The organism is Leptospira ainazelensis (assembly GCF_016918785.1).
GTDB classification, from domain to species: domain Bacteria; phylum Spirochaetota; class Leptospiria; order Leptospirales; family Leptospiraceae; genus Leptospira; species Leptospira ainazelensis.
The window spans coordinates 253,707-278,993 of the sequence record NZ_JAFFPT010000025.1 but is presented as its reverse complement, the minus strand read 5'-3'; the positions used below and the strand labels follow the sequence as shown (position 1 = coordinate 278,993).

Sequence of the window (25,287 nt, the reverse complement as noted above, 5' to 3'; positions counted from 1 at the left end):
TTTCCGTCAACCGAAAAAAGAAAAAATTTTCGTAAATTAAAGCTTTTTTGAAAACATTCTACAGCTCAGGGATTATATAAATTCAGAAAGGAATCCCAGTGATTCCGCAAAAAAGAAAGACATAGGCAAATACGATGAGTCACAAATCCATTCCATCCAGTGTGATCTTTTTAATCTTGTCGGTAGTGACGATTCATTGTTCTCAGTCGGAGAAAGCGGATCTGACGATTCTCCCGGCGCTGCTCCCGCAGATTGTCTCGATTTCTCCTTCCGCCGCGGACGGTCGATCCTTTACTACGGTTCGTGAAATTGATGAAAACGGCGTTACTCTTCCCTGCGCTCCCAATTCTACGAATCCAAAATCCCTGACTCTAAAAGGAGACGAATGGATGGCCGGAGGTGGGATTCTCGTTTATATTAGGGACAAGGAAACAAGTGAAACCGTGCCTTTGTTATTCGTTGAGGACAATCTACCTAAGTTTCAAACCGAAATCGGAAAACGTTATTTGGCTTATCTGGAATTCTTCATCGATGGATTTAACAATACTGAAATCGACGGACAGGCATTGATCGTCGAGTTTATAGCAAAGGAAAAAGATGAATTCAACTTTTATGTAACATCTCAGAATGCCGGTTTATTCGTGAACGGAAAAGCTCACGAGTCCAATATCCACTACAGTCCGGTCGGCCAAAATACGCTCTGGCATACTCCGGTAGAACGGGCCCAGGCGAGAAGAAATAACTACAATCTTTACGGAGGAGACAACTCCGTATTGGAATATCTATTCGATCTCACACCTTAACCCAAACCCATTCTCATAAAGATAGAATTTGAGAAGAATCATAAGAAACGAATTATATCCTGGGTCACGGCTGATGGCAGATTGAATTGACGATCTACAAAATCGTCCCACATTCTGCACTTCCATGAAACTAATTTTTCTCTTTCTCTGTTCATTCTTCTTGCAATGTGGTCCGGCATTTCTTCCCGAACCCACGAATGAAAAAGTAACCCGAAAGGACTTAGCGGGTTCTTGGGAATACTTCGCCGACTATCAAAAAACAAGAGTTGTTCTGGATCTCAATGTCAATGGAACTTTTATTCAGACGATCGAACGTTCTCAAAATTCAAAACCTCAAATTCAAAGAGGCCTATGGAAAATCGAGGGATCCGACCTAAAAATCAAAATTCTAAAACCCGATCCTGAGAATTTATCAGCCCCCTGGATTCTGGACTGGGCGCATTGGTGGATCATCAATAGCAATCAAAGAGGTCAAAAGTTCTCGATCTTAGGAGCCGCCGACGATAGCGACCCGGATAATTGTTTCGAATTTACTCGGATCCGTTGATTGAATTCACGAAGCAGCAACGGAATCAACCGGAAAGTCTTACGATCGTTTTTGAAATGAGTTTAGAATGTAGATTACAGGCTTCTTCCAGTCCTTGATACAAAAGAAGGCTTTTTTTTGCGATTCCGAGTCTTTCGTTTTTCTTTTCTTCCAAGGTCAAACCGCCTTCATAACCTTCCGTAATCATAAGAACCGTTCTTTGGATGCTCATTCCCAAAATTTCGGTAAGTCCTTTTCTGGAAGAAACTTCCTCGTCGATCTGATCCATTTCTTTCAAACTTTTGAGAATCTGGTCCTTAAAACGATCTTCGGATCGGATCTGAGAATACAAACGATCTGAAAGAATTCTTCCCTTTTGGACCTTTTTGGAAAACGTTTTGAGCTGACCGGAAAGATTCATCAGTTCGGAAAGAATTCTTTCCTGAAAACGTGAATCGGTTGCCGAAAACGCGTTAGTTTTTGTTCCGCTCCGTTCACAAAGTTCCTCAATCCGATCGCGAACCAATCGTACGATCTTAGAATCACATTCGTTTTTTTGAATATATTCCGAAAAATCCGTATTGGGAATTCCTTCCAGCACAACCCCGTCTTTTCCGAGATTGAACCAGGAATTCTTTTTAGGATGTTCTTCGAACCATTTTTTAAAGATCAGAAGTTTTTCGTTGGTTCGAACGGTTCCTCCTTTTAAGGAAGACGTTTGTTTGACCGGAAGCGCGGTCATCTGTTTGTGATTGTGATATTCCCTTCGGAGTTTTCTGGATTCTATATGATTGAGTCTTTCTTCTAAAACGGCGCCCTTGCAGTGGGCAAGTTTGTTCGGAAAGGAAAGATCCTGTCCGAGTAAAAGGATATTCCTCGCTTCCATCTTTTCAGCAAGACTGACCGCGTTAGTCGAAACCGATCCTCCGAAATCGACGATTCCGATTTCCTCTTCCGGTTTGGACGAAAGAATTTTGATCAGCGGAAACGGAGAAGAAGTAAAAAAACCGTGTTTAAATTCTCCGGGCAAACGAAGAGAATGATACGAAGAAGTAGGATCGAAAACGATCTTGGCCTTTCCGGAATATCCTTCCAGATATTTGGAATTGAGGGCTTGCGGATCGACGGAAAAAACCAAGTCGGGATCGATCCCTGCGTTCCAGAGAACCATCAGAGCAGTGTCAACGGCAATGATTACATAACGTTCTTTGAAACTGCGAACCTCTTCCAAGGAAAGAAGAAGCGACGGTCCCGCTCCACAAACAAGAACGTCCACTTTGCCTTCGCAGATTCCAAACAAGTGTTTGATAGGTTTCATCTTGGAAAACGCGGGAAGATTGGTGATAAAGTTGCGAGTCCAGATTCTTTCAAAACGAGTGAGTGTGGAGATGTTCACGTCCTTTTTGTGAAAAAATCCCTCCGCGATAAATCTCAATTCTTCATAAGATTCTTTTTTCCATTGATTGCTTCCTCGATGTGCGATAAAGCTGATCGGAAAGCCGGAAATTCCCCGAAACGCGGAGTAGAGATCCTGTTCGAGAATCGGAGAAAGTAAAATTCGAAGCGCACCGGACATTAAAAATTCCGAATAATCAAAAAAAGAAAGCGCATAACGCAAGACGGACGCATCCGCTTCCATCCAAACCGTAATCACGTTCTTCAACTTCAGACTTTCTTGTATGGAATAGCCGATTCCCGCTCCGAAAAAAAGAAAGACCCTTTCCTCGTCTTCTTTTTTCAATCCTTCAAGAAGACGTTTGGATTCGGTGATCGGATCGATCGCGCTGTGAAGCGAAACCCCGTCCGCCACCAAAATCGGAAGTCCCGTTTTGGAAGTTTTGATTTCCAGTTTTTGGTCGGATTGAAGAATTCGTTCTTCAATCCCCGGAGAAATCGTAGACAAGGTTTTCAGATTTTTCTGAAGAATGGAATCGTCTGCGAATAAATTCATTTGTGTAAAATAGAATATTCCATTTATTTAAAATACAAATTCAGTCTTCCGTCCCCGATTTTTTCTCCGGCGCTCGGTTCTTGCTGATAACAAAATCCGCTTCCGTGAAATTTTACGGGAACGCCCAGAGGTCTCAAAATTTCCAAAACCTCTCTTTTGCTCTTTCCTACGAGATCGGGGATTTCTCCCGGTTCTACAACTTTCGAATTCTTTCTTTGAAAACGTTTGAGAGAAACGTTAAGCGTCTTTTCCCCTTGTTCTATGATCGGGATGATGTTTTCGACGACTTCTTTGAAAACCGGAGCCGCGAGTCCTCCTCCCGAGTGAGTCCCGCCTTTCGGTTCGTCAAAAAGAATCAAACCCACGACTTTCGGACGTTCCGCCGGAAAAAATCCGAGAAAGGATGCGGACCAAAGTCCTTCTACATAACCTTTTCCTGATACTGCCTTTTGTCCGGTTCCGGTTTTTCCCGCGATGGAATATTCCTGTATGTAAGCATTCTTACCGGTTCCGGATTGAACGACTCGGGTCATCGCTCTCAAAATTCTTTCTGTCGTGTATTCTCGGATTCCGATCGGAGTTTCCTGTGTTTTGAATTCGTGAAGAATTTCTCCGTAAGAATCGCTGAAGTGTGAAACTACTCTCGGAGTCAACATTCTTCCTCCATTGACGACCGAAGCTGCGGAAGCCACCAATTGAATCGGAGTCACAGAAACTCCTTGTCCGATCGCCATAAACATCGTCGTCGCCGGAGTCCATTTTTTCAAAAGAGGAAAGTAACCGACCGATTCGTTCGGTAAGAATCCAGTCTTTTCTCCGAACTGAAACTTCTTCATATAATCGTAAAGGAGAGGCTCGGGAATTCTCTGAGACGCTTTGATGATTCCCACGTTGCAAGAGTATTGAAGAATCTCCTCCAAGTTCAGATGTCCGTGCGCGTCCGTACATTTGATTTTTGTTTTGCCGAGTTCTATATAACCGGGACAATGAAACTTTTCATCGGGACGTATTAGATTTTCATTGAATAGAATGGAAGCCAAGAAAATTTTCATCGTGGAACCGGGTTCGTAGACGTGACGGATCGCCCAGTTCGTATGCGAATCTTCTCCGGATTCGTTGTATTGGTTCGGATCGAACGCCGGAAAAGAAGCGGAGGCCAAAATTCTTCCCGTATTGATTTCCATAAGAATCCCGATCGCCTTTTTGGATCCGGTTTCTTCGAAACGTTTGCCAAGCGCTTTTTCGAGTTTGTATTGAATCAAACCGTCGATCGTAAGATGCAAATTACTTCCTCTTGAAGAATCCGATTCCGTTGGAGTCATAAGATCTTGGTTGTATTGCACTTCCAAACCGGAGAGCGCACGATCGTCGTCCATTCCCGTAAACCCTACAAGACTCGAAGCGAGATTTCCGTGCGGATAAACCCGTTTGTATTCTTTTTCTCTTCTTACGCCGGGAAGAGAAAGATCCATGATCTTGTTTCCAAGAGTTTCGTCGATTTCCCGCTTGAGAAGAAAGTAACGGCTTTTCTCCCGGATCATCGCTTCGATTTTTTCGGGAGACATTTCGAGATAAGGCGCGAGTTGAACTGCGGTAAAATTCGGATCGTAGATGTTCGCGGGATAAATTCCGATCGTTGCGGAATCTACGGTCATCGCGAGTTCTATTCCTCGGCGATCATAGATCGTTCCTCTCATAACCCGATCTCCGGTTTTGAGGACGACCTCTCTTTCGTTCAAAAATGTGAGAAAGACAACTCTCCCCACAAGAATCAAAAAAAGAAGACAGATAAAGGTAAATAGGATGGTGAGCCGGGTTTTGCGGGAATTCATTCTCTTTTAGTAAAGATCGACGGATCGGCGAATTTGGGAAAGTGTTGTTTTCCAACGGAAGGAATTCTACGGGATTCTAAGATATCATTTGGCATATAGGATTTTTTTCTGTTTTCGTGAAACAGAGGCCTGGATTCGGGAAATGTAGGAACTCCTATGTGTCTGGTTTTTGAGGGAAAAAGTCCGATGTCTTTGGTGAAAGTTGGGGATTCTGGTCGGAATTTCGTCCCAAATCGCCCCTTCGCTGGAACGGGCGCCCTTTTCAAAGAAAATCCTTCTGGAAATAATTCGAAGGAGTTCCTACAAAATTCATAGAAACCTTACGCGTTCCCTCTTTCGCACAAACGATCCCTCTCAAGGGTCGAGCTTTCCCAGGTTTGTACCTTTCAAGGTTCTATAGTTTACTCAATTTCTCGGAAAACTCGGGCCTTTTCTCCTCCTGAACTCCGCGAGTCCTCGGGAAAACGGATCCAAAACCTTTCTCGGATTGAGTCAGGCGCGCTCTCCTAAATCAAACTCTGCGTCGAACTTCCGACCGCCTCCTCCCTTTTTTCAGGAATTCTGAAAAATGCCCAGAAAGACGCGCACTCGACTCTTCGCATCCTTTCTCTCTAAAATCTTCTCAAGAACCCTTCTTTTTTCGCGCACTCTTCCCGGCAGATTGCTAAAAAAAATTCGATTTTTACGCCCAAAAGCCACTGGAAGACTTTCTTCCTTGACATTTTTATCCCAAATTCGGAAACTTATTCTATGGATTAGCACTCTAACATTCAGAGTGCTAAAGAAGAAGCATGGATCTTTCTGACCGTCATAAAAGAATTCTAAAAGCCCTTGTAGACGAGTTTATCTTGGAGAATCGTCCCGTAGGTTCGAAGACTCTTTTTGATAAACACGATATCGGACTTTCTCCGGCATCGATTCGATCCGTTCTAAAAGACTTAGAAGATTTCGGTTATCTTGCTTCTCGACATACATCCGGAGGAAGAATTCCTACGGAAAGCGGATATCGATTGTACGTCGATTCCCTCGTGACAATGTATGAACTAACACTCAAAGAAAAACAAAGAATCCAGGAAGAATACCTGAAGATGCAGTTTAAATTGGATCAGATCCTCAAAGCTACAGCCTCGGTCCTTTCTTCCTTGTCCAACGCGGCGGGAATCGTAATCGGTCCCGCGAAAAACTTGGATACGCTGAAACATTTGGAACTCATCCACGTTCATGGAGACGAAATTCTTATGATTCTCGTAATGAGATCTGGAACCGTTCTTAACAGAAACTTTTTCGTGGATCAAAATTATTCGCAGGAAGCCCTCTATCAGATCTCGAAATATCTGAACGAGAATCTGCGTGGATACGATATATTCGAAATTCAGAATACTGTGGTTCCGAAATTGATGATCCATAGAGACGGACCGGAAGATTTTACAAGAATCGCTCCGTTAATCTCGTCGGCGATGACCCCGGATAATTCCGAGGTAACTCTGTATATCGACGGATTTAAGAATCTTTATTCGAATTTCAGGGACGAGGAAGAACAACTTTCACAAGTTCTTTCTCTTTTGGACGATCAAGGATTCTTACGAGGATTCTTCTCCGGACATATCGATCAGGACGGAGTTTATACGATCATCGGAAAAGACGGAGATCAGTTTATGTCCGGCGTTTCGATTATAACTTCCAACTATAAAATGGGAGAAAAAAAGATAGGAGCGCTCGGAATCATCGGACCGCAGAGAATGGATTATAACAAAGCCCTTCCGCTTGTTGATTTCACTTCCAAGCTGGTATCGGAGATGGTAACGCGCATTAGTAAATGATAGGAGAAGATTCTATGGCCGAAAACACGAACGCTGAAAACAAATCTTCCAAAGAAGAAAAGGCCTACGAGAAAAATTCTCAAACAGTAACATTAGAGGAAACTAAAGTAGAGAACATGAATCCTGAAGAATCAACACAATCAACGGAGCAGACCGAAGCCGTAGAACCGGAAATTACGCTCCAAATTGAATTAGAAACCGCAAAAAAGGAAGTCGAATCCTTAAAGGATTCCTGGGCGAGAGAAAGAGCGGAGTTTCAAAACTTTAAAAGACGTTCCGCACAAGAATTCGGATCGATCCGGAAGGAAGCCGTAAAATCCCTTGTCGCCGGATTCTTAAACCCGATCGACAACTTGGAACGTGTGGCGACGACTCAAACGACTTCGGAAGAATTAAAACCTTTCGTAGACGGAGTTGCGATGGTCTTAAAGGAATTCTATTCCATATTAGAAAAATCGAATGTAGTTCGTTTTGATCCGAAAGGAGAATCCTTTGATCCTATGTCGATGGAAGCCCTTTCTTCGGAAGAAGGCGATCAATACTCGGAAGAAACCGTGATTGAAGTATATCAACCCGGTTACTTCTACAAAGAAAACGAAGAGAAGTTTGCGCTTCGACCTGCAAGGGTTCGAATCGGAAAACCGAAGGCATAATTAGAATCTCAGGGAAGTATAAAGGAGCACAACAATGTCCAAAGAAAAAATCATAGGAATCGACTTAGGTACCACAAACTCGGTCGTTTCCGTTATGGAAGGTGGAGATCCAGTCGTTATTCAAAACTCTGAAGGAGCGAGAACGACTCCTTCTATCGTAGCATTTACCGCAAAAGGAGAAACTCTGGTCGGGCAATTCGCCAAAAACCAAGCGATCACCAATGCGGCAAATACGGTACGCTCTGCGAAACGTTTTATCGGACGCAGACTGAGCGAGTGCGAATCCGAAATGAAACACGTTTCCTACAAAGTGGTTCGTTCCGGAAACGAAGGCGTAAAGTTTGAAACCTCCGCCGGAGAATTCACTCCTCAAGAAATTTCCGCGCGTGTTCTCATGAAGATGAAACAAACCGCGGAAGACTATCTCGGCCACAAAGTTACGAAAGCCGTAGTTACGGTTCCGGCGTATTTCAATGACGAACAACGTCAAGCGACCAAAGACGCCGGAAGAATCGCCGGGTTAGACGTGGAAAGAATCATCAACGAACCGACCGCCGCGGCCCTCGCATACGGATTTGATAAGAAGAATGTAAATTCTAAAATCGCCGTGTACGACCTTGGCGGAGGAACTTTTGATATTTCGATTCTCGAACTCGCCGACGGAGTTTTCGAAGTAAAGTCCACAAACGGAGATACTCACCTCGGCGGCGACGACTTCGACATGGCGATCATGGAATGGATGATTTCCGAATTTAAGAATCAAACCGGAATCGACATCGCTGCGGATAAAAACACCGTACAAAGATTGAAAGAAGCCGCTGAAAAAGCGAAGATCGAACTTTCCGGAACGATGTCTACACAGATCAATCTTCCGTTTATCACTGCGGATGCGTCCGGTCCAAAACATTTGGACATGACTCTTTCCAGAGCGAAGTTTGATCAACTTACTAAGTCGCTTGTGGATCGTACAAGAATTCCTTGTGAAAACGCTCTTCGCGACGCTGGACTCAAAGCTTCCGAAATCGACGAAGTAATTCTCGTGGGTGGATCGATTCGAATTCCTGCGGTTCAAGAACTGGTAAAACAGATCTTCGGAAGAGAACCGAATAAATCCGTAAACCCGGACGAAGTCGTTGCCGTAGGCGCCGCGATCCAAGGCGGGGTGTTAGCCGGAGAAGTTTCAGACGTTCTTCTTCTCGATGTAACTCCTCTTTCTCTTGGGATCGAAACTCTCGGCGGAGTGATGACCAAGCTGATCGAAAGAAACACAACGATTCCTACGAAAAAATCGCAAGTGTTCTCGACTGCTGCGGACAATCAGTCTGCGGTTTCCATTCACGTTCTCCAAGGAGAAAGAGAAATGGCTTCCGCAAACAGAACCCTCGGTCGTTTTGATCTGATCGGAATTCCACCGGCGCCGAGAGGAGTTCCTCAAATCGAAGTTACTTTCGATATCGACGCAAACGGAATCGTCCACGTATCGGCAAAAGATCTTGGAACGAGCAAGGAACAAAAGATTCGTATCGAATCCTCTTCCGGATTGTCCGAAGACGAAATTCAAAAGATGGTCAAGGACGCCGAAGCTCACGCCGCAGCGGACAAGGCTCAAAGAGAAGTGATCGAAGCGAAGAATGAGTTAGACACCCTTGCTTATTCTTTGGAAAAAACCGTTAACGAAGCCGGAGATAAAATCGCGGAGAACGAGAAGCAACTCGCGACCGACGAAATCAAACGAGCTCGTGAAGCGATCGAAAGCAATGACAAGGCGAGAATCGAATCTGCAAAAGAATCGATCTCCAAAATTGCTTCCGAGATTGCTACGAAGATTTATTCTCAAGGAGCTCCCGGCGGCGAACAACCGGGCGCTTCTGCAGGACCCGGAGCAGGCGCTGGAGACAATTCCGCCAACAACGGGGAAAAGGTCGTCGACGCAGATTATACTGTAGTGGATGATGAGAAAAAGTAAAAACTTTGAGTAATCGAGCCCGCGTTCGCCGAATGGCGAACGCGGGCATTCTTGAAGACATCGAAGGCGTTGAATTCGCAATCAAACTTACCCAATCAGAATCCGCGCTTTACTTGGAATTAAACAATGAGTGAAAGAAGTTACTATGATATTCTTGGCGTTTCCAAAACCGCTAACGACGAAGAGATCAAATCAGCGTATCGAAAGTTAGCGATCAAATATCACCCCGATAAAAACAAAGGTGATAAGGAATCCGAAGAAAAATTTAAAGAAGCCACCGAAGCATACGAAGTCCTTCGTGATGCCAAAAAACGTCAGGCCTATGATCAGTTCGGAAAGGCGGGCGTTGGAGCTGGCGCCGCAGGATACGGGCAAGGAGCTTATACCGATTTCTCCGATATCTTTGGAGACTTCGGCGATATCTTTGGAGATTTTTTCGGAGGCGGACAAGGTGGTGGACGTTTCGGAGGAAGTGGAAGAAGATCCGGTCCTCAGAGAGGATCCGATCTACGTTACAACTTGGAAGTCTCTCTCGAAGACGCGGCTTTAGGACGAGAATACAAAATCGAAATCCCAAGATTGGAATCCTGTCCCGATTGTAGCGGATCCGGAGCGGCGAAAGGAAGTTCTCCGACCACTTGCGCCGATTGCGGCGGTTCCGGCCAGATCCGAAGAACACAAGGATTCTTTTCCGTAGCGACGACCTGCCCTACTTGTAGAGGAAAAGGAACCACGATTTCCAATCCATGCAAGTCTTGTAATGGACAAGGTCTTCAGGAAAAAAGAAGAACGATCAATATAAAAATTCCTCCGGGAATCGAGACCGGATCTAGATTAAAAGTTTCCGGTGAAGGCGAGGCGGGACCCAACGGCGGACCTCACGGTGATCTTTACGTCGTAACACATATCAAAAAACACGAGTTATTCGAACGTCAAGGGAATGATCTCATTCTCACTCGTAAGATTACACTTGCTCAGGCCATCTTAGGCGCGGAGATCGACGTTCCAACGATCGACGGCAAAAAAGCCAAGATGAAAATTCCGGAAGGAACAGAATCCGGACAGGTCTTTCGATTAAAAGGGCACGGGATGCCTTATCTCGGCGCTTATGGAAAAGGCGATCAACACGTGATCGTAAGAATCGAAATTCCAAAAAAGATAACAAGACGCCAAAGAGAATTGATAGAAGAATTCGCCAGAGAATCCGGAGAGAACATCCCCGGTTCGAAGGGAAAAATTTTCACAAAATAAACGAGAACTCGACCTGAAGAATTCGAATCAAAGAAAACTTCAGGCGGTTCTCTTATTATCAAAAGAAAAATCGGGAATCCCCGAAAAACGCGGAAACAAGCGTTAGAAGAAAGGAAACAAAATGACAGAAAGAGTAAAACTCGGTGTGATCGGAACAGGACACATGGGTCAGTATCACGTGAACGTAGCAAGAACCTTAGGGGACGCTACCCTCGTCGGAATCTACGACGCGGATTTAGAAAGGGCCAAACAGATGGCCGATAAACACAAAACCTCTGCATTCGCTTCCTTCGAAGATTTAATTTCAAAAGTTGACGCAGTCATCATCGCAGTTCCGACATTCCTTCATCATGATATCGCAAAAAAAGCCCTTGAAGCCGGCAAACATGTGTTAGTTGAAAAGCCGATCGCAGAAACTACGGAACAAGCAAAAGAACTCGTAAGAATCGCGGCCTCTAAAAATTTGATTTTATTAGTCGGACACGTAGAAAGATTCAACGGCGCGGTATTAGAATTAGGTAAAATAGTAAAAGATCCGTTATTGATTGAATCCAGAAGGTTGGCGCCTTTCAATCCGAGAATCAAAGACGTAGGAGTGGTTCTCGACATGATGATTCATGACATTGACATCGTCTTGAACCTTGTGAATTCTCCGGTAAAAAAATTGTCAGCTTCGGGAACAAAAGTTCAGTCAAACCACGAAGATATCGCCAACGTTCTATTAGAGTTTGAGAATGGATGTCTTGCGAGTATTACTGCGTCTCGCGCAACTCAAGCAAAGATTAGGACGTTGAACATCACACAAAAAGACGTTTATATCATGTTGGATTTTACGGATCAAGAAATCGAACTTCACAGACAGGCTACATCCGACATTCTTCTTTTATCAGAAGAAATCAAATATCGTCAAGAATCGATCGTAGAGAAAATTTTCGTTCACAAAGACAATCCGTTAAAACAAGAACACGAACACTTTATACGTTGTATCAGAAAAGAAACCGATCCAATCGTGAATCGGGATTCCGATGTCGCTACGTTGGAGATCGCGTATAAAATTCTTTCCGAAATTCACGGAACGTCTAAAAAATAAAAATGGTCTAATATCGGATAAAACGAATGGAAGAAACCTATAACGGAAAGATTCTAATTTCCAACTCCTCGATTGTGATGGATTACTTTAACCAAACGGTTATTCTCCTGATTGAACACGACAGCCAGGGGGCTTTCGGTCTGGTGTTAAACAAAAAGCAAGAGGCCGCGATCGGCGATGTAATTCAAGGAATTCCGGATCAAGTCAGCCGGAGTCTTCCGATTTATTCGGGCGGTCCTGTCGACCCGACTTTCATTTCTGTTCTTCATGAAAATAACAGCATCTCGCAACCAGGAATCGAAGTGATTCCAGGATTGTTTCTCGCAAGAAGTTTTGACACCTTGTTGGAATTAATCGAATCCCCTTCTAAATTTCATGTATATCAAGGTTATTCGGGTTGGGGTGCGGGACAATTGGAAACGGAGATGAATAGAAAGTCTTGGGTCGTACACGAAGCAACTAAAGATTTTGTTCTAAACCAAGATCCGGAAACGACCTGGCAGGAAGCCTTGAGGAGCAAGGGAGGAATCTATCGTTATTTCGTAGAACATACGAAAGATCCGATGTTGAATTAAATTTGACGCTTATTTTAATCTTTACAGAGATCCCAGAATTTTTAGGATCAGATTCCGATAGGGGATTTTAATGAAAAAGTTTCAGAACTTAGTTTTTGTCGTCGTTGTTTTTGTTTCTTTATTTTTGTTGAAAGATCTTTCCGCCGATGGTTGTTATATTTGCACCTCCGGATCTACGGATATTTGCAGAGACTATTGCAGATATACCGGCTCCGATACGTTTGATAACCGAAAAAAATGCCAAGATAAAGGTTGTAAAGTTGGTGGAACCGCATCGTGTCCTTCCGCTTCCAACTATAAAGTTTGCTCGGCGAAAACAGAATTCCCAGATACTAAGGAATTCTTCGCTTCCAATCTAAAATAAAATCACCGTTTCTAGTAAAGGACACGATTGTCCTTTACTAGAAAATTTCCAAAATCCAACGCACCGTAAAAAGGATAAAGAAAACTTTTTTACGTCTTTAACCAAGGGAAACTATAATCAAAGTAAGTCTGAAGCGGGTTTGGTTCGAACTCGAGAAGGCGGGTCACTTTGTTTTGTGTGATTTCTAGTTGCCAGATATATCTGTAAACGTTGTGAAAGGTAGGAACTCCTCTATTCAAAACTTCCACGATAGAATCTCCGACTCCGGCATGATCCAACGACAACAAAAAATTAAAAAGGAAACAACGAGAAACACCGTGAGAATAGGCCAATGCTCCTAACAATGCCCAGTAACCGGTCCCCATTCTAACATTCAATTTCTTCAGCTTTCCTTGATTTTTCTGATAAAGCACCGTAATCCCCTTCTCATTAAACCTTGGTTGAGCGCACATAAACTTTCCATATCTCCTCAGAAGATAAGGAAGTTTCTTACCCAAAACTTTTCTTTCCTCTTTCGAAAGATTTTCAAAATACGTCTCCGGCACAAGTAGCGTAACAACTCTATCTTGACTTTCGGTCATAGCCGATTCTATACTTTCATCGGAATTGAGAAAAATTTGCTCCATACCCATACGGTTCCCTTCCGATTCAAAGCATTCTGCTTTTTTCAAAAAAAAGACGATAGGTGAAAAAAATAAAGAATTAGCGAAGAATTCTCATCATCCTTACGAAAGATGAGTCCGAAGAAAAAATCACAAAATTACTACATAGCTTTCATAAAACTGACCGGCGGTTTTTTCCATTCTCCCCTTAAGTTCAAATAGTAGACCGAAGTAGTCGCAATAATCGTAAACACATAAGCGATCAAGTATTCTAGGAAAGGATGCGAAGGCTGAATCTCCAAAACCTTCTGACTGATCAATTCGTTTGCTCCCCATGCCAAAAGCAATGCTAGGGCAAAGGAAAAGGTTCCTAGAAGAATTCCTTCCCATAGAAAGACCTTTTTTAAAAAACTCGAAGTCCCGCCGATAATTCTCAATAAAGTGGTTTCTTCTATCCTTTCCTTTCGACTCGAATTCAACGCGGTTAAAATCAACAAGAGAGAAGCCCCCAAAATCAACCAGGTCATCAATCGAATCGTAAACGATATCTTCTCTAAGATTCCCAAAAACGCACGCACCGCTTTATCCGTATCGATAATCGTAAGATTCGGATATTTAGAAACCAAGTTCTTCTGAAGCTCGTATCTCTTTTCTTCAGATTCGATTCGAAGCGAACTCAAATAATATCCGGGAGCTTTTTCCAAAATACCTTTCGAAAACAGAACTACAAAATTTGGGCGCATATCTGCCCAGTTCACGGTTCTAAAGTTACGGATAACACCCGTAACTTCGACACCGCCGATCAAAAAGGTCAGACTGTCTCCTAAATTGACCTTTAGGTAAGTGGAGAATTCTTTCTCCACCGAGATCTGATCCTCTTCCCCTTTTCTCCAAAAATCACCGTCCACAATCTTCTCGGTCGGATAGGGATCATTTCTGTACGAAAGAAAATATTCCCTTGTTCTCGCTGTCGACCTCCAATCCCTTTTTAATGCGGAAGATTCGGTCTCGTCCTTTTTCACGGTCTCGCCGTTGATCTTAGATAATCTCGCTCCGATGACTGGCGCAACGATCACCTTCTCCGCATCAAATTCTTTCACAAGTTCTTCAAAGTGCTCCTTCTGTTCGGGACGAATGTCCATTACAAAAAGGTTGGGCCGTCTTTCTTTATCTTTCGCACCGCTATATTCCAAAAGACTCTCACTTACGATCAGTGATAAAAGAAGAATAAAAAGCGAACTTGTAAGTCCTATGACGGAAAGCGAAAGTGTGGTTCCCGGACGGTCGAATTTACCGATGATAAATCTTGAAAAAGGAGTCAGATCGCTTTTCTCTTTGATCTTAGAAACCAATATTCTAATTCCTGAATATGCTAAAAAAACGATCAAGGGAAGAATAAGAAGAATCGAACAGAGGATCAATCCCTTCCAAGGGCTTTCCGTTTCCCACCAAGCCAAAAGAAAAAATAACAAAAACAGGACCGCATATCCGAAAATCTGAGTGATTCTAAACTTAGGAATCCGATTTGTTTCTTCCTGAAATTCTTCCTTTAATGCGAGGATCGGTTTGAGAGTTCGGATTTCAATGAGTGACTCGATCGAGGAAAAGAATGGAATCAAAATTCCGATCAAAAGCCCCCAAAGAAAGGAGGTCCATCCGATCGTCGGTTTAAAACCGAGAAGTTCCTCTCCGGCGAGATCGGGAATCCAACCTAACAAAACATTCCCCAAGACGATCCCTAAAGTCGAACCGATCAATGAGAAAAATAACAATTCTCCCAAAACGATAAAACTTACGGTTCTCGGGCTGGCTCCGAGACATTTTAACACGGCGAGCGCGCCTGATTTTTCTCGGATTCCCGCGCGGCTTGCAAGAAGAATCGAAATTCCACCCAAAAAGAAGGCAGATAACCCTAACAAACTGAAAAAGTCCAACGTATTCGTTAAGAATTTTCGAGATCCGGAATTTGTTTCCGTAGAATCGTAAAGAGTTAAGTCTTTTTGAATATACTCTTTAAAATGAAGTTCTTTGTATTTGCTCGCTACGCTCGGGTCTTTTAGTTTAATCGGAATCAAATAACTGATTCTAGAACCTCTTTGTTCCAATCCCGTGGAAGCAAGAGAAGAGGAAGTAATGATAGAAGTCGGAGCCATGGAAAGAAAACTTCCGGCGATTCCCGGTTCTTTGAGAACCTTTCCCTTCAGTATAAAATTTCTTTCACCGAGAGAAACGGAAGAACCAATTTTTAATTTTAGATTCTTGATTAGGCTTTCTTCGAGAAGTATCTCCCCTTCCTTGAGTTTTCGATAAGCCCCCGGAGGTTCGGTAAGAATTTCTCCATAATAAGGAAATTTTCCCTTCATCGTTTTGATCAGAGAAAGTGTGGTTTCGTCATTCTCAGGATTTCGAAGCATAGAAGCAAACTGCACGAGTTCCGAGGTTTCCGATCCCTTTGGAAGACTTTGGGACATAAATTCTTTTTGCTCCGAAGTGAACGGAGAAGGCGCTTGAATTAAAAGATCGGAACCCATTAGGTTACGAGCTTCCTTTAGGATGGACCGGCTCAATTCTTCTCTATAAGCGTGAATCGCAGTAACAGAGCCGGTCCCGATTGCTATCGCTAAAACAATCTGCAACGCGGAACTTTTTTTAGAACGAAAATCCCTAAGGATCGATTGGATTAATAATTTCAGTTTCATCTTTTTTTCTTAGAAACCTTTTTTTTCGCGGACTTCGCAGACTTCACGGAAGCTTTTTTTTGAAACCGATTCTTCTTGCCTTGAATTTCTCTTATGATTTTTCCATCGCTCATTTCCAATACACGATCCGCAAGATCGGCGACGGAATGATCGTGAGTGACAACGATCAAAGTAGAAGAGGTTTTTTGATTCAACTCCGCGAGAAGTTGCATCACAATCTCTCCATTCTTCTTATCTAAGTTTGCGGTCGGTTCGTCTGCGAATAAGATTTTCGGATTGTGAATAAATGATCTTGCGATCGCGATCCTTTGTTCTTCTCCTCCCGAAAGTTGTCCGGGAAAATTCGAAGCCCTTTCTTTCATGGAAACTTTTTCCAACCACAGAAAGGCTTGATCCCTTATTTGAGCGGTTGTCAGTTTAGAATTTAGAACAAGAGGTAAAGAGACATTTTCCAACGCATTGAGCGATTTGATCAGCTGAAAATTTTGAAAAATAAATCCGATTTTTTCTCCCCTGAGTTTTGCGAGCTCGTCTTCCTCTTTTTCTAAGAGTGGAATTCCGTCCAAAATCACTTCTCCGTCGTCCGGACGATCCAAACCTGCTGAAATAGCAAGCAATGTGGATTTTCCGGAACCGGAAGGCCCGATAATTGCGATGAATTCTCCTTCTTCGATCTGAAAAGAGATGTCTTTTAATACTTCGAGTTTTTTTCCCGAAACTGAATAGGACTTATTGAGATTTTTTACCTGTAGCAAACGCGACACCATCCTTGTCTGACTCTGAAAAGAAATAAATTTCCAATCGATCGGCTTTCATACATTGGAAACATGCATTTAAAAAAGCATTCCACATAAAACAAAAGATCTCAATTTTTTTAAAAAAAATTCTACTTATTTCTGATGAGTGTCCGCTATTTTTTTTTGACTCTAAACAACCCGGTTTTTATAACGTAATCTCCGATCAGCCGGGAAGGGATGTTGTTGGATCACGTTTCTTTCCGGATTTATTGACACTCTGTAAATAAACAAATCAGCATGGATAAGTCTGGGAGCAAAATGCAGTTACTCGAAGAAAAACAAACAGAAGCGAAAGGGAATCATCTCTTGACTTGCACAGGATGCAGATCAAAGGTCACTCAACTCTACCAATACGATCTTTGCAAATCATGTTTGAGTAAAACATTTCAGAGATTGATCAAGGTAATCGACTCCGTAAGAAAGTAAGGATCCAAATGCAATATCCGTTTCAGGAAGTAGAATCATTTTGGCAAAATTTTTGGGAAGAGAACAATAGCTTTCAGACAAATATTCGGTCTTCTAAACCAAAATTCTACTGCTTGGACATGTTTCCTTATCCGTCCGGCGCCGGACTTCACGTAGGTCACCCGGAAGGATATACAGCCACCGACATTCTTTCCCGATTCAAGAGAATGAAGGGTTTCGAAGTTTTGCATCCCATGGGTTGGGATGCTTTTGGACTCCCTGCGGAGCGTTATGCGATGCAGACCGGGGTTCATCCCGCAACTACTACAAAGAACAATATCGATAACTTTCGCAGACAGATCAAAATGATCGGTCTTTCTTATGACTGGTCTCGTGAACTTTCCACCACGGATCCGGACTACTATCAATTCACACAGTGGATCTTTCTTCAGCTCTACAAATCTTGGTTTGACCCGGAACTCAAAAAAGCCAGTTCGATCGACGTTCTGATCAAAAGATTCTCCAAACAAGGATCGGAAGGCTTAGACTATAAACGATTCAGCGCGGAAGAATGGAACCAATCCACACCCGCTCAGAAAGAGAAAATTCTTTCGGACTTCCGACTCGTTTACCAAGCTGAAATCCCCGTAAACTGGTGCGAGGCATTAGGAACCGTTCTTGCCAACGAAGAAGTGGAAGAATGGATGGAAAAGGGATACGAAGTCGTTCGTAAACCGATGCGCCAGTATATGATGAGAATCACCGCTTATGCGGATCGTCTTTTGGAAGACCTTACGCTGGTACAATGGCCTACCTCAACGCTCGAAATGCAGAAAAACTGGATCGGGAAAAGCGAAGGCCTGGAAATCACATTTCCTTTTAAAAAACCGATCGGCGATCTGGATGGAATTCGAATTTTTACCACAAGACCCGATACGATCTTCGGCGTGACTTATATGGTCGTAGCTCCGGAACATCCGATTGTTTCCTCCATCACAACTCCCGAGCAAAAACAAAAAATAGAAGAATACCAAAAAGCATCCGCCCTCAAAAGCGACTTGGATCGAACCGAGTTGAGTAAAGAAAAATCCGGAGTTTTTACCGGCGCTTATGTGCTCAACCCTGCCGATCCTTCCAAAGAAATCCCGGTTTGGATCAGCGATTACGTTCTCTACGGATACGGAACCGGCGCTATCATGGCGGTCCCGGCTCATGATCAAAGAGACTTTGAATTCGCAAAGGCATTCGATCTCAAGATCATACCTGTGATCGAAGGGGAAGTTTCCGTAGACGCCGCTTTTGATTCAAAAACTTCCGTTTGTATCAACTCTTCTTCCGCAGAAATTTCGATCGATGGAATGGACTATTCTTCCGCTTCTTCCAAGATCATTTCTTGGGCGGAATCCAAAAAAATCGGAAAGAAAAAGATTCAGTTCAAACTCAGAGACTGGCTTTTTGCAAGACAAAGATATTGGGGAGAACCCATTCCTTTGGTTCATTATCCTTCCGGCGTTACAAAAGCGATTCCGGAGTCCGAGCTTCCATTAGTACTTCCTAATTTACCCGAATTTAAACCTTCCGGAACCGGAGAATCTCCTCTGGCCCTCGCGAAAGAATGGCTGAGTTATACCGATCCTACGACCGGTGAAGTCGGAACCAGAGAAACCAACACGATGCCTCAGTGGGCAGGTTCTTGTTGGTATTACCTGAGATACATCGATCCTAAAAACGGTAAATTCTTCTGTGATCCGGAGTTGGAAAAAAAGTGGATGCCCGTAGACATGTATGTCGGCGGCTCGGAACACGCGGTGCTTCATCTTCTCTACTCCAGATTCTGGCATAAATTCTTATACGATATCGGAGTTGTCTCCACAAAGGAGCCGTTTGGAAAATTAGTTCACCAAGGATTGATTCTTGGAGAAGATAAACGCAAGATGTCGAAGTCTCTCGGAAACGTTGTTAATCCCGACGACGTAATCAAAGAATACGGTGCGGACAGCCTTCGACTTTTTGAAATGTTTATGGGCCCTTTGGAAATGGTCAAACCTTGGAGCACACGCGGTGTCGAAGGCGTTTTTAGATTCTTAAATAGAATCTGGAGACTCTTTCACAGCGGAGAGGAAGAATCCTTTCGTCTCGACGACGTAGAACCCACTCCGGAAGAATGGAAAATTCTTCACAAAACGATTCAAAAAGTTTCCGAGGACATACCGAACTTTTCTTTCAATACCGCGATTTCGCAATTGATGATCTTCGTGAACGAGTTCACTCCTCTGGAAAGAAGACCGAAAAAGATATTGGAACCGTTTATTCTTTTGGTCGCCCCTTTTGCCCCTCACATCGCGGAAGAACTCTGGAAACGGGCCGGCAAAAAAGAATCTCTTTCTCACGAAACGTTTCCAGAAGCGGACAGTCGGTATTTGGTGGAATCCGAAATTCTAATCGTGGTCCAAGTAAACGGAAAACTCAGAGACGAGTTCAAGGCGCCCAAAGAAGTCACACAAGCGGATGCGATCGCATTGGCGAAAAATCTCGAAAAGATAAAAGGCATTTTAGACGGAAAAACAATCCGCAAAGAAATCTACGTTCCGGGTAAACTCGTCAACCTTGTGATCGGTTGATCTTTTTTGAAAATGTAGGAACTCCTATGTTCTCAAAAAAATGGGATTATCGAAGCGGAAAGCGGTAGGAAAATCATAACTTACCCGGTTTTCTTGAAAAACGTTCCGAGGAGTTCTTACAAATTTGCACCGACAAACAAGTCGGCGCTTCACCACAAAAAGCAACGACCCTTAAAATGTAGGATCTCCTGCATTCTAAGGTATTAACGGCTTACTTCAGTATCAAAAAAACTAATAAACCCAAAACAATCACGACACCGGCGACGATGATCATTCCCAAAGAACCGCCTCCGGATTCCACCTTTGTAGGTGTCGGGGTCGAACTGGCGACCTTTCCTTTCACTCGAGCCAACCGAACGGGACGTTCTTCGAAAGCTTGTAACAAAACTCCGGACGGTCCTTTTGCAAAGATATGGTATTCTCCCTTACCTGCGGCGATTCCGATAAATTCTCCCACTACGTTTTTAGGATTTCCCGCGTCGTCGTAGCCGCCTAAGGTTTTTGCCATCGCCTTTTCGTCCATACTTCCCATAGGCAATTGAAAGAGGAGCTTGTCTCCTTCGCTCAAATCGTCAAAGTCGATCCCTCCGACCGGAGAAAGAACGGTCTTCGCAACAACCACTCTACCGAAAGGTCTTTTGAATTGTTCGATCTGTCTTTGAACCGGAGTTTTTTCCTGACTCTCGGGAACTTGACCGATCGCGGGTTCTTCCGCCGGGCGATTTACAGGCGGAATAACTCCGGTAAACACATTCTTAGCTCTGAACTTCAAGCTGGATATATATTCGACGTCGGCTTGGATTCGAACTATATTCACTTTTAATGATGTTTTGATTTGATTCTCTAAAATATTGACTAAACTCGACGCGTCGTTTCTCTCCCAGTTCGGATAAGAAGTTTCTAATACGGCCTTGGTTAATTTTGAATAAACGATACGACCGATACTATCGGAAAGACCGGGATCAAAAGGTTCGGACTTCGCGGCTTCCACCATATCCAACGCAAACGCCGCAGAATCTTCAAAACTTCGAATCTTACGAATCAAAGAAGAATTGGAAAACAGAGAATAAATTTCTATAACTTCATTCTTATATTTAGTGACCAATGCAACGACGGCGCCGCTTCTATTTTCAATATCGATTCTAATTTTTAAAAGAAAAGCGTCCCTGATCTTTCCCTGAATCAGTTCTACCGCTTGATCTTCCGTTACGACAGATTCAAGCGCGAGATTCATCAGATTCGCTTGTTCCTGTAATTTATTGACTTGATTACTCGGTTCCATTCATCCTCATTCTACAAAACTAGGTGCGAAATTCTGGCCTTTGCCGAACTTCAATCTCCTAGGAATATAATCCTCTCTCAGAGGGATTTCGACTCTTGCAACAGTCTGAGAAATACCTTTTCTACTGTAAATCGTAAACAAATGCCTGTCAAATCCGCTCTGTGCAACTAAAATTTCAACCATCGTGATTCCGAGCCCGGCGCCTTCCGTAGAATCTCCGAACTTCATAAAGAACTCAAAAAGATTGTCAAAGTCACGAGAGATTCTAAATTTCTCTCTTACCCTCTTTTCTTCCTGGTCGGTTAACTGAAAATTATTCAAAATTTTTAAGACGATACGGTGTTGATTGAAAAAGAATGTTACTTTTATAGTAAGATCATGTTCTTTCATCTTCTCCCTATAAAACGGGAACTTTTTGTCACTTAAGCTATTATGAAAGGATTCCATTCCTCTTTTATAGTCTTCAACGGATTCTATATCGAGTTTGGATTCTTTAAAAAGAATCCGTTTTATCGCGGCTTTTGTCGCGTTGACAATCAATTCCTTGGAAGAAGTGTAAAGAAGCTCGGTCAGATCCAGACGATCGTAACGGGTAAGAATGCCTTGAATGATATATTTGAGTTTTTTCTCACCCTTCGGTGTTAACACATAGGTGATTAAAGAAATGGGAACTTCTTTCGAAATTGCAGAATCCACTTCCATTTGAAAGTCTGCTGATACATCGTCAAAATCCCTCATGGATTAGAGATATGACGAAAAACTTCCTACTTTCGACGAAAAAAAAAATTTTGGGAAAAAAAGTCTTAAAAAATCTCCAACAACCGATCCGATCCACCCGGGGGCTTTATCCCAAATGTAGGAGGTTTCGGATCAATTCTATCACTTTCTCGACTTTGGGCTCGGTCCTATGGATGGAATTGACCATCTTAGAATCCGTTCCATGGATTTCGCCCGCGTGAAATTTAAGCTTAAATTCGGTGAATTTTAGCCCATGAGCCGTTGAGATAACCACTACATTCTCACCCTTTGCGATCGTTCCCTTTTTCAAAAGTTTGTTTAAAGCCGCAAGAGCGACTCCGGTATGTGGATCATTGTACAAACCATAAAGATCCGCTTTTGCCGCAGCGTCGGAAAGTTCGGCTTCACTCGCCTGTTCCACAACCCCGTTGAATTTTTTGAGAGTTTTGATCGCTTTCTGAATGGAAACCGGGTTTCCGATTTGAATCGCGGAAGCCAGAGTTGTCTTCGCAGAGACCGGCTCGAAACTTTCAAAATTCTTTAAATACGAAAGATACAACGGGTTTGCGTGTTCGGCTTGGGCGAGGACAATTCTCGGTAATTTATCGATAAGTCCAAGAGAAAGCATCATCTCGAATCCGGCGCCGAGAGCGGAAACGTTTCCGAGATTTCCACCCGGAATTACGATCCAGTCCGGAACCTTCCATTCCAGCTGTTGTGTGATTTCTACGGAGATCGTTTTTTGTCCTTCGATTCGAAGAGAATTCATCGAGTTTGCAAGATAGATTCCAGCTTCTCGAGTCACTTCTTTCACAATCCGCATACATCCGTCGAAGTCCGTATCCAAAGCGATCACCTTTGCGCCGTTAGATACCGGTTGAATGAGCTGAGCTTGCGAAACTTTTCCGGCGGGAAGAAAGATAATCGCGGGAATTCCTGCTTTTGCCGCATACGATGCGAGCGCCGCAGAAGTGTCTCCCGAACTCGCACAGGCAACCGCTTTGATCGGAACTCCGCTCGCGATCATATGTTTTACCTGAGATAAAAGAACGGTCATCCCGAGATCTTTAAAAGACCCGGTGTGCGAGATCCCGCACTGTTTTACGTAAAAACTCCCAAGACCTAAATCGGCCGTCAAACGTTCGGAATGAAAAAGATGCGAAAGTCCTTCCCCGGAAGTTACGATGTTTTTGTCTTCAATGTGGGGAAGAACCCATTCTCTTTTGTTCCAGATTCCGGAAGAATTCGGAAACTGGACGGATCGAAAACGAGAGTCAAAGGTTTGTTTCCATTCTTCACCCGATACGGTTTTTAAAGCTTCTAAGTCGTGAGAAACTTGGAGAAGACTTCCGCACTTTCTGCACTCATATACGATCTCGTTTAGATCGTATCGAGTTTTGCAGGAGTCGTTTATACATTCAAATTCGGCTTTGTATCGAGTGAGAGTGGAGACCATATTTTAGATAGAATTCAAAATATCCTTTTTTTTGGTATCAAATTCTTCCTGAGTGATGAGACCCCCGTCGAGAAGAGACTTCAGTTTTGCCATCCTCGCGGCGGCGTCCTCTTCGGCGGGTTTTGCTCCGGCTTGATTTTGTCCCATCATATTGGACATCATTCCGGCCATATTCATCCCCATTCCCAAACCCATTCCGGCGCTCATACCTTCACCGGCGGCTCCACCCGGGTTGTTCGCCGCGGCTTCTCCGATATCCAGCATTCTTTTCTGCTGATACATATTCCCCATCGTTTCGATTTCGAATTTATCGGTGAGAACTTTCTGAATCTTTTGAAAGTTGGGATCGTTCTGATCAAAATTGATCGACTGAATAAAAAAGTCCACAACCTCGAGTCCGTATTTCTGAAAGTCGGGTTGTGTTTTGGTTTTCCCCGCTGAGGAAGCCTCTTCGAGATGTTGTGAAATCTGAGTGATCGGAACTCCCGTTTTTAATACGACTTCGGAAATAAAATCGCTAAGCCTTGTCACGACCATCGGTTTCAGAAGTTTATCGACCCCGTCGTGATTGAATCTTTGTTGAGTTCCCACAACGGTGTTCACGAACGATTTGGAATCGATGACTTTTATATTATAATTTCCGAATGCTCTCAGGCCGAGAGTGATATGATACTTCGGATCTTCGATTTGGATCGGAGTCGGAGTTCCCCAGGTCATGTTGATTACGGATTTGTTTACATAGACGATCTCCGCCGTAAAGGGAGTCTGACCGCCGAACGGAAGATTGACGATCTTTTCCAAAAGCGGGATATTTCCCGTTTTCAGAGTATGAGTTCCCGGACCAAAAACGTCCAGAGCCTTTCCTTCCTTGAAAAAAATCGCTTCCTGACTTTCGTTTACAACGAGTTGACCGAAATGACTGATATCGTTTCTTGGAAACTTCCAAACGATCTCTCCGGGTTGTCCTTCGTATTTGATTACATCAATCAATGCCATGATTTATTCCTTTTTATTGTTTAAGATTTCTGCTCGCGTTTGTTGAAGCGCGATCGTTCCGGATTCTTTCAATCCAATAAGACCTTTGAATATCGTTCAGAGTTTCGTAAACAGATCCTTGCGAGAACGAAACGCGTTTTCCAAACCGTCCAGCGCGACTCTGATTTCGCTTACCAAACTTCGGACTTCTTCCACAGAAGACTCCGCCGTCACTTTCAAAGCCTGGATCTTGGATTCGATCCCTTCCACTTCTTTAAAAAGTGAAAAATCAAACTCGGCGAGTTTTTCCAATTCTTCTTGAGTTGCTTTGAGTCCGGTTCCAAGACCGGTAAGTCCGTATCCAGCCGATTGAATCGCGTTCGTAAGTTTATCGATAAGAACGACTGCGATTTCGCTACTTCCGATCAGATCCATTTTTCTCGCCGAAACAAACGCCTCTTCCAATCTTCGCATCGGTTCCTTTAGATGGGAAATTTTAGAAGCCAATTCCTTTCTCAAGACCGAATCCGCGTTTTGAAATTCAGTTCCTTTTAATCCGCTCGCGTAAAGAGGAAGCTTTTCCATAAAGCTCCGAACCTTACCTTTTTCTGATTTGTAACGTTCGATCAGAGCCTTTACCGGAGACTGGGAAAGAAATTGACCAAGTAGATTTGGATCGGAGGGAGTTTCCTGTTGCATAACTTCAAGTTTTGCACGATTCCGGGAATGGATCAATGAAAAAATACTTAGTTTTACAATTCCTCATTCTTAAAAAAATAGTTTCCTAAAAAGGAGAAAAAATCCCGAAACAAAGGGTTTGTTTTTAAGAACTGAAAGCAGATTGACCTCGAAACCGATTTCGATACGCTGACTTCGAAATG

At 43.3% G+C, this 25,287-nt stretch carries 20 protein-coding genes and 1 pseudogene; 11 read left to right on the top strand and 10 right to left on the bottom strand.

Going from position 1 to position 25,287, the window contains the following annotated elements; all coding sequences use genetic code 11:
- Positions 1 to 134 precede the first annotated feature (134 nt).
- Positions 135 to 803 (top strand): hypothetical protein, encoded by a 669-nt coding sequence (locus tag JWG44_RS07475; protein ID WP_205274324.1) that lies wholly within the window; start codon positions 135 to 137, stop codon positions 801 to 803.
- Positions 804 to 927: 124 nt separating this feature from the next.
- The gene (locus tag JWG44_RS07470) at positions 928 to 1,350 is read left to right on the top strand and encodes a hypothetical protein (RefSeq protein ID WP_205274323.1); all 423 of its coding nucleotides are present in this window, start codon (positions 928 to 930) and stop codon (positions 1,348 to 1,350) included.
- 25 nt (positions 1,351 to 1,375) lie between these two features.
- Here the strand turns inward: JWG44_RS07470 and JWG44_RS07465 are convergent.
- A pseudogene (locus tag JWG44_RS07465) lies at positions 1,376 to 3,184 on the bottom strand (motility associated factor glycosyltransferase family protein); the annotation flags it as partial.
- Between the two features lie 119 nt (positions 3,185 to 3,303).
- Positions 3,304 to 5,112, bottom strand: coding sequence for a penicillin-binding protein (locus JWG44_RS07460; protein ID WP_205274321.1), 1,809 nt, complete (start codon positions 5,110 to 5,112; stop codon positions 3,304 to 3,306).
- Positions 5,113 to 5,903: 791 nt separating this feature from the next.
- Between JWG44_RS07460 and hrcA the strand changes: the two genes are divergently transcribed.
- The 7 genes from hrcA to JWG44_RS07425 all read left to right on the top strand — a co-directional run bounded on the left by hrcA (position 5,904) and on the right by JWG44_RS07425 (position 12,831).
- Positions 5,904 to 6,932 (top strand): heat-inducible transcriptional repressor HrcA, encoded by a 1,029-nt coding sequence (hrcA, locus tag JWG44_RS07455; RefSeq protein ID WP_205274320.1) that lies wholly within the window; start codon positions 5,904 to 5,906, stop codon positions 6,930 to 6,932.
- Between the two features lie 14 nt (positions 6,933 to 6,946).
- Positions 6,947 to 7,585 carry a nucleotide exchange factor GrpE gene (gene grpE, locus JWG44_RS07450; RefSeq protein ID WP_205274319.1) on the top strand — a complete coding sequence of 213 codons (639 nt, stop codon included), beginning with the start codon at positions 6,947 to 6,949 and terminating at the stop codon, positions 7,583 to 7,585.
- Between the two features lie 34 nt (positions 7,586 to 7,619).
- On the top strand, positions 7,620 to 9,551 hold the full coding sequence (gene dnaK, locus JWG44_RS07445; protein WP_205274318.1) for a molecular chaperone DnaK: 1,932 nt from the start codon (positions 7,620 to 7,622) through the stop codon (positions 9,549 to 9,551).
- 126 nt (positions 9,552 to 9,677) lie between these two features.
- The gene (dnaJ, locus tag JWG44_RS07440; protein WP_205274317.1) at positions 9,678 to 10,802 is read left to right on the top strand and encodes a molecular chaperone DnaJ; all 1,125 of its coding nucleotides are present in this window, start codon (positions 9,678 to 9,680) and stop codon (positions 10,800 to 10,802) included.
- A 121-nt stretch (positions 10,803 to 10,923) separates the two neighbouring features.
- Positions 10,924 to 11,892 carry a Gfo/Idh/MocA family protein gene (locus JWG44_RS07435; RefSeq protein WP_205274316.1) on the top strand — a complete coding sequence of 323 codons (969 nt, stop codon included), beginning with the start codon at positions 10,924 to 10,926 and terminating at the stop codon, positions 11,890 to 11,892.
- A 26-nt stretch (positions 11,893 to 11,918) separates the two neighbouring features.
- A complete protein-coding gene (locus JWG44_RS07430; RefSeq protein WP_205274315.1) occupies positions 11,919 to 12,467 on the top strand; it encodes a YqgE/AlgH family protein in 549 nt (182 codons plus the stop codon).
- A gap of 70 nt (positions 12,468 to 12,537) precedes the next feature.
- Positions 12,538 to 12,831 carry a hypothetical protein gene (locus JWG44_RS07425; RefSeq protein ID WP_205274314.1) on the top strand — a complete coding sequence of 98 codons (294 nt, stop codon included), beginning with the start codon at positions 12,538 to 12,540 and terminating at the stop codon, positions 12,829 to 12,831.
- An 89-nt stretch (positions 12,832 to 12,920) separates the two neighbouring features.
- Here JWG44_RS07425 and JWG44_RS07420 read toward each other — a convergent pair whose 3' ends face one another.
- The 3 genes from JWG44_RS07420 to JWG44_RS07410 form a co-directional block, all read right to left on the bottom strand.
- Entirely contained in the window at positions 12,921 to 13,457 is a 537-nt protein-coding gene (locus JWG44_RS07420; protein ID WP_205274376.1) for a DUF1564 domain-containing protein, read from the bottom strand.
- Positions 13,458 to 13,594: 137 nt separating this feature from the next.
- Positions 13,595 to 16,132 (bottom strand): ABC transporter permease, encoded by a 2,538-nt coding sequence (locus JWG44_RS07415; RefSeq protein WP_205274313.1) that lies wholly within the window; start codon positions 16,130 to 16,132, stop codon positions 13,595 to 13,597.
- On the bottom strand, positions 16,129 to 16,887 hold the full coding sequence (locus JWG44_RS07410; RefSeq protein ID WP_205274312.1) for an ABC transporter ATP-binding protein: 759 nt from the start codon (positions 16,885 to 16,887) through the stop codon (positions 16,129 to 16,131). Before JWG44_RS07410 ends, JWG44_RS07415 begins: the two co-directional genes overlap by 4 nt.
- Positions 16,888 to 17,187: 300 nt before the next feature.
- On the opposite strand from JWG44_RS07410, the gene JWG44_RS07405 reads away from it, so the two are divergent.
- Positions 17,188 to 17,355: a hypothetical protein gene (locus JWG44_RS07405; protein ID WP_205274311.1), complete on the top strand. Its 168-nt coding sequence runs from the start codon at positions 17,188 to 17,190 to the stop codon at positions 17,353 to 17,355.
- Between the two features lie 8 nt (positions 17,356 to 17,363).
- Complete coding sequence (leuS, locus tag JWG44_RS07400) at positions 17,364 to 19,955, top strand: leucine--tRNA ligase (RefSeq protein WP_205274310.1); 2,592 nt, start codon at positions 17,364 to 17,366, stop codon at positions 19,953 to 19,955.
- A gap of 211 nt (positions 19,956 to 20,166) precedes the next feature.
- Here the strand turns inward: leuS and JWG44_RS07395 are convergent, their stop codons facing one another.
- The 5 genes from JWG44_RS07395 to JWG44_RS07375 all read right to left on the bottom strand — a co-directional run bounded on the left by JWG44_RS07395 (position 20,167) and on the right by JWG44_RS07375 (position 25,105).
- On the bottom strand, positions 20,167 to 21,237 hold the full coding sequence (locus JWG44_RS07395) for an LIC10486 family protein (protein WP_205274309.1): 1,071 nt from the start codon (positions 21,235 to 21,237) through the stop codon (positions 20,167 to 20,169).
- 6 nt (positions 21,238 to 21,243) lie between these two features.
- Positions 21,244 to 21,975, bottom strand: a complete 732-nt coding sequence (locus JWG44_RS07390; RefSeq protein WP_205274308.1) for a hypothetical protein — start codon at positions 21,973 to 21,975, stop codon at positions 21,244 to 21,246.
- A gap of 106 nt (positions 21,976 to 22,081) precedes the next feature.
- Positions 22,082 to 23,431, bottom strand: coding sequence for a threonine synthase (gene thrC, locus JWG44_RS07385; RefSeq protein WP_205274307.1), 1,350 nt, complete (start codon positions 23,429 to 23,431; stop codon positions 22,082 to 22,084).
- 3 nt (positions 23,432 to 23,434) lie between these two features.
- Positions 23,435 to 24,427, bottom strand: a complete 993-nt coding sequence (locus JWG44_RS07380; protein WP_205274306.1) for an SPFH domain-containing protein — start codon at positions 24,425 to 24,427, stop codon at positions 23,435 to 23,437.
- 96 nt (positions 24,428 to 24,523) lie between these two features.
- On the bottom strand, positions 24,524 to 25,105 hold the full coding sequence (locus tag JWG44_RS07375) for an LIMLP_15305 family protein (protein WP_205274305.1): 582 nt from the start codon (positions 25,103 to 25,105) through the stop codon (positions 24,524 to 24,526).
- Positions 25,106 to 25,287 lie beyond the last annotated feature (182 nt).

Excerpts from the sequence above, each read along its gene's own strand:
- JWG44_RS07475 (WP_205274324.1), top strand. The coding sequence starts at position 135 with ATGAGTCACAAATCCATTCCATCCAGTGTGATCTTTTTAATCTTGTCG.
- JWG44_RS07470 (WP_205274323.1), top strand. The coding sequence starts at position 928 with ATGAAACTAATTTTTCTCTTTCTCTGTTCATTCTTCTTGCAATGTGGT.
- JWG44_RS07460 (WP_205274321.1), bottom strand. The coding sequence starts at position 5,112 with ATGAATTCCCGCAAAACCCGGCTCACCATCCTATTTACCTTTATCTGT.
- hrcA (WP_205274320.1), top strand. The coding sequence starts at position 5,904 with ATGGATCTTTCTGACCGTCATAAAAGAATTCTAAAAGCCCTTGTAGAC.
- grpE (WP_205274319.1), top strand. The coding sequence starts at position 6,947 with ATGGCCGAAAACACGAACGCTGAAAACAAATCTTCCAAAGAAGAAAAG.
- dnaK (WP_205274318.1), top strand. The coding sequence starts at position 7,620 with ATGTCCAAAGAAAAAATCATAGGAATCGACTTAGGTACCACAAACTCG.
- dnaJ (WP_205274317.1), top strand. The coding sequence starts at position 9,678 with ATGAGTGAAAGAAGTTACTATGATATTCTTGGCGTTTCCAAAACCGCT.
- JWG44_RS07435 (WP_205274316.1), top strand. The coding sequence starts at position 10,924 with ATGACAGAAAGAGTAAAACTCGGTGTGATCGGAACAGGACACATGGGT.
- JWG44_RS07430 (WP_205274315.1), top strand. The coding sequence starts at position 11,919 with ATGGAAGAAACCTATAACGGAAAGATTCTAATTTCCAACTCCTCGATT.
- JWG44_RS07425 (WP_205274314.1), top strand. The coding sequence starts at position 12,538 with ATGAAAAAGTTTCAGAACTTAGTTTTTGTCGTCGTTGTTTTTGTTTCT.
- JWG44_RS07420 (WP_205274376.1), bottom strand. The coding sequence starts at position 13,457 with ATGGAGCAAATTTTTCTCAATTCCGATGAAAGTATAGAATCGGCTATG.
- JWG44_RS07415 (WP_205274313.1), bottom strand. The coding sequence starts at position 16,132 with ATGAAACTGAAATTATTAATCCAATCGATCCTTAGGGATTTTCGTTCT.
- JWG44_RS07405 (WP_205274311.1), top strand. The coding sequence starts at position 17,188 with ATGCAGTTACTCGAAGAAAAACAAACAGAAGCGAAAGGGAATCATCTC.
- leuS (WP_205274310.1), top strand. The coding sequence starts at position 17,364 with ATGCAATATCCGTTTCAGGAAGTAGAATCATTTTGGCAAAATTTTTGG.
- JWG44_RS07395 (WP_205274309.1), bottom strand. The coding sequence starts at position 21,237 with ATGGAACCGAGTAATCAAGTCAATAAATTACAGGAACAAGCGAATCTG.
- JWG44_RS07390 (WP_205274308.1), bottom strand. The coding sequence starts at position 21,975 with ATGAGGGATTTTGACGATGTATCAGCAGACTTTCAAATGGAAGTGGAT.
- thrC (WP_205274307.1), bottom strand. The coding sequence starts at position 23,431 with ATGGTCTCCACTCTCACTCGATACAAAGCCGAATTTGAATGTATAAAC.
- JWG44_RS07380 (WP_205274306.1), bottom strand. The coding sequence starts at position 24,427 with ATGGCATTGATTGATGTAATCAAATACGAAGGACAACCCGGAGAGATC.
- JWG44_RS07375 (WP_205274305.1), bottom strand. The coding sequence starts at position 25,105 with ATGCAACAGGAAACTCCCTCCGATCCAAATCTACTTGGTCAATTTCTT.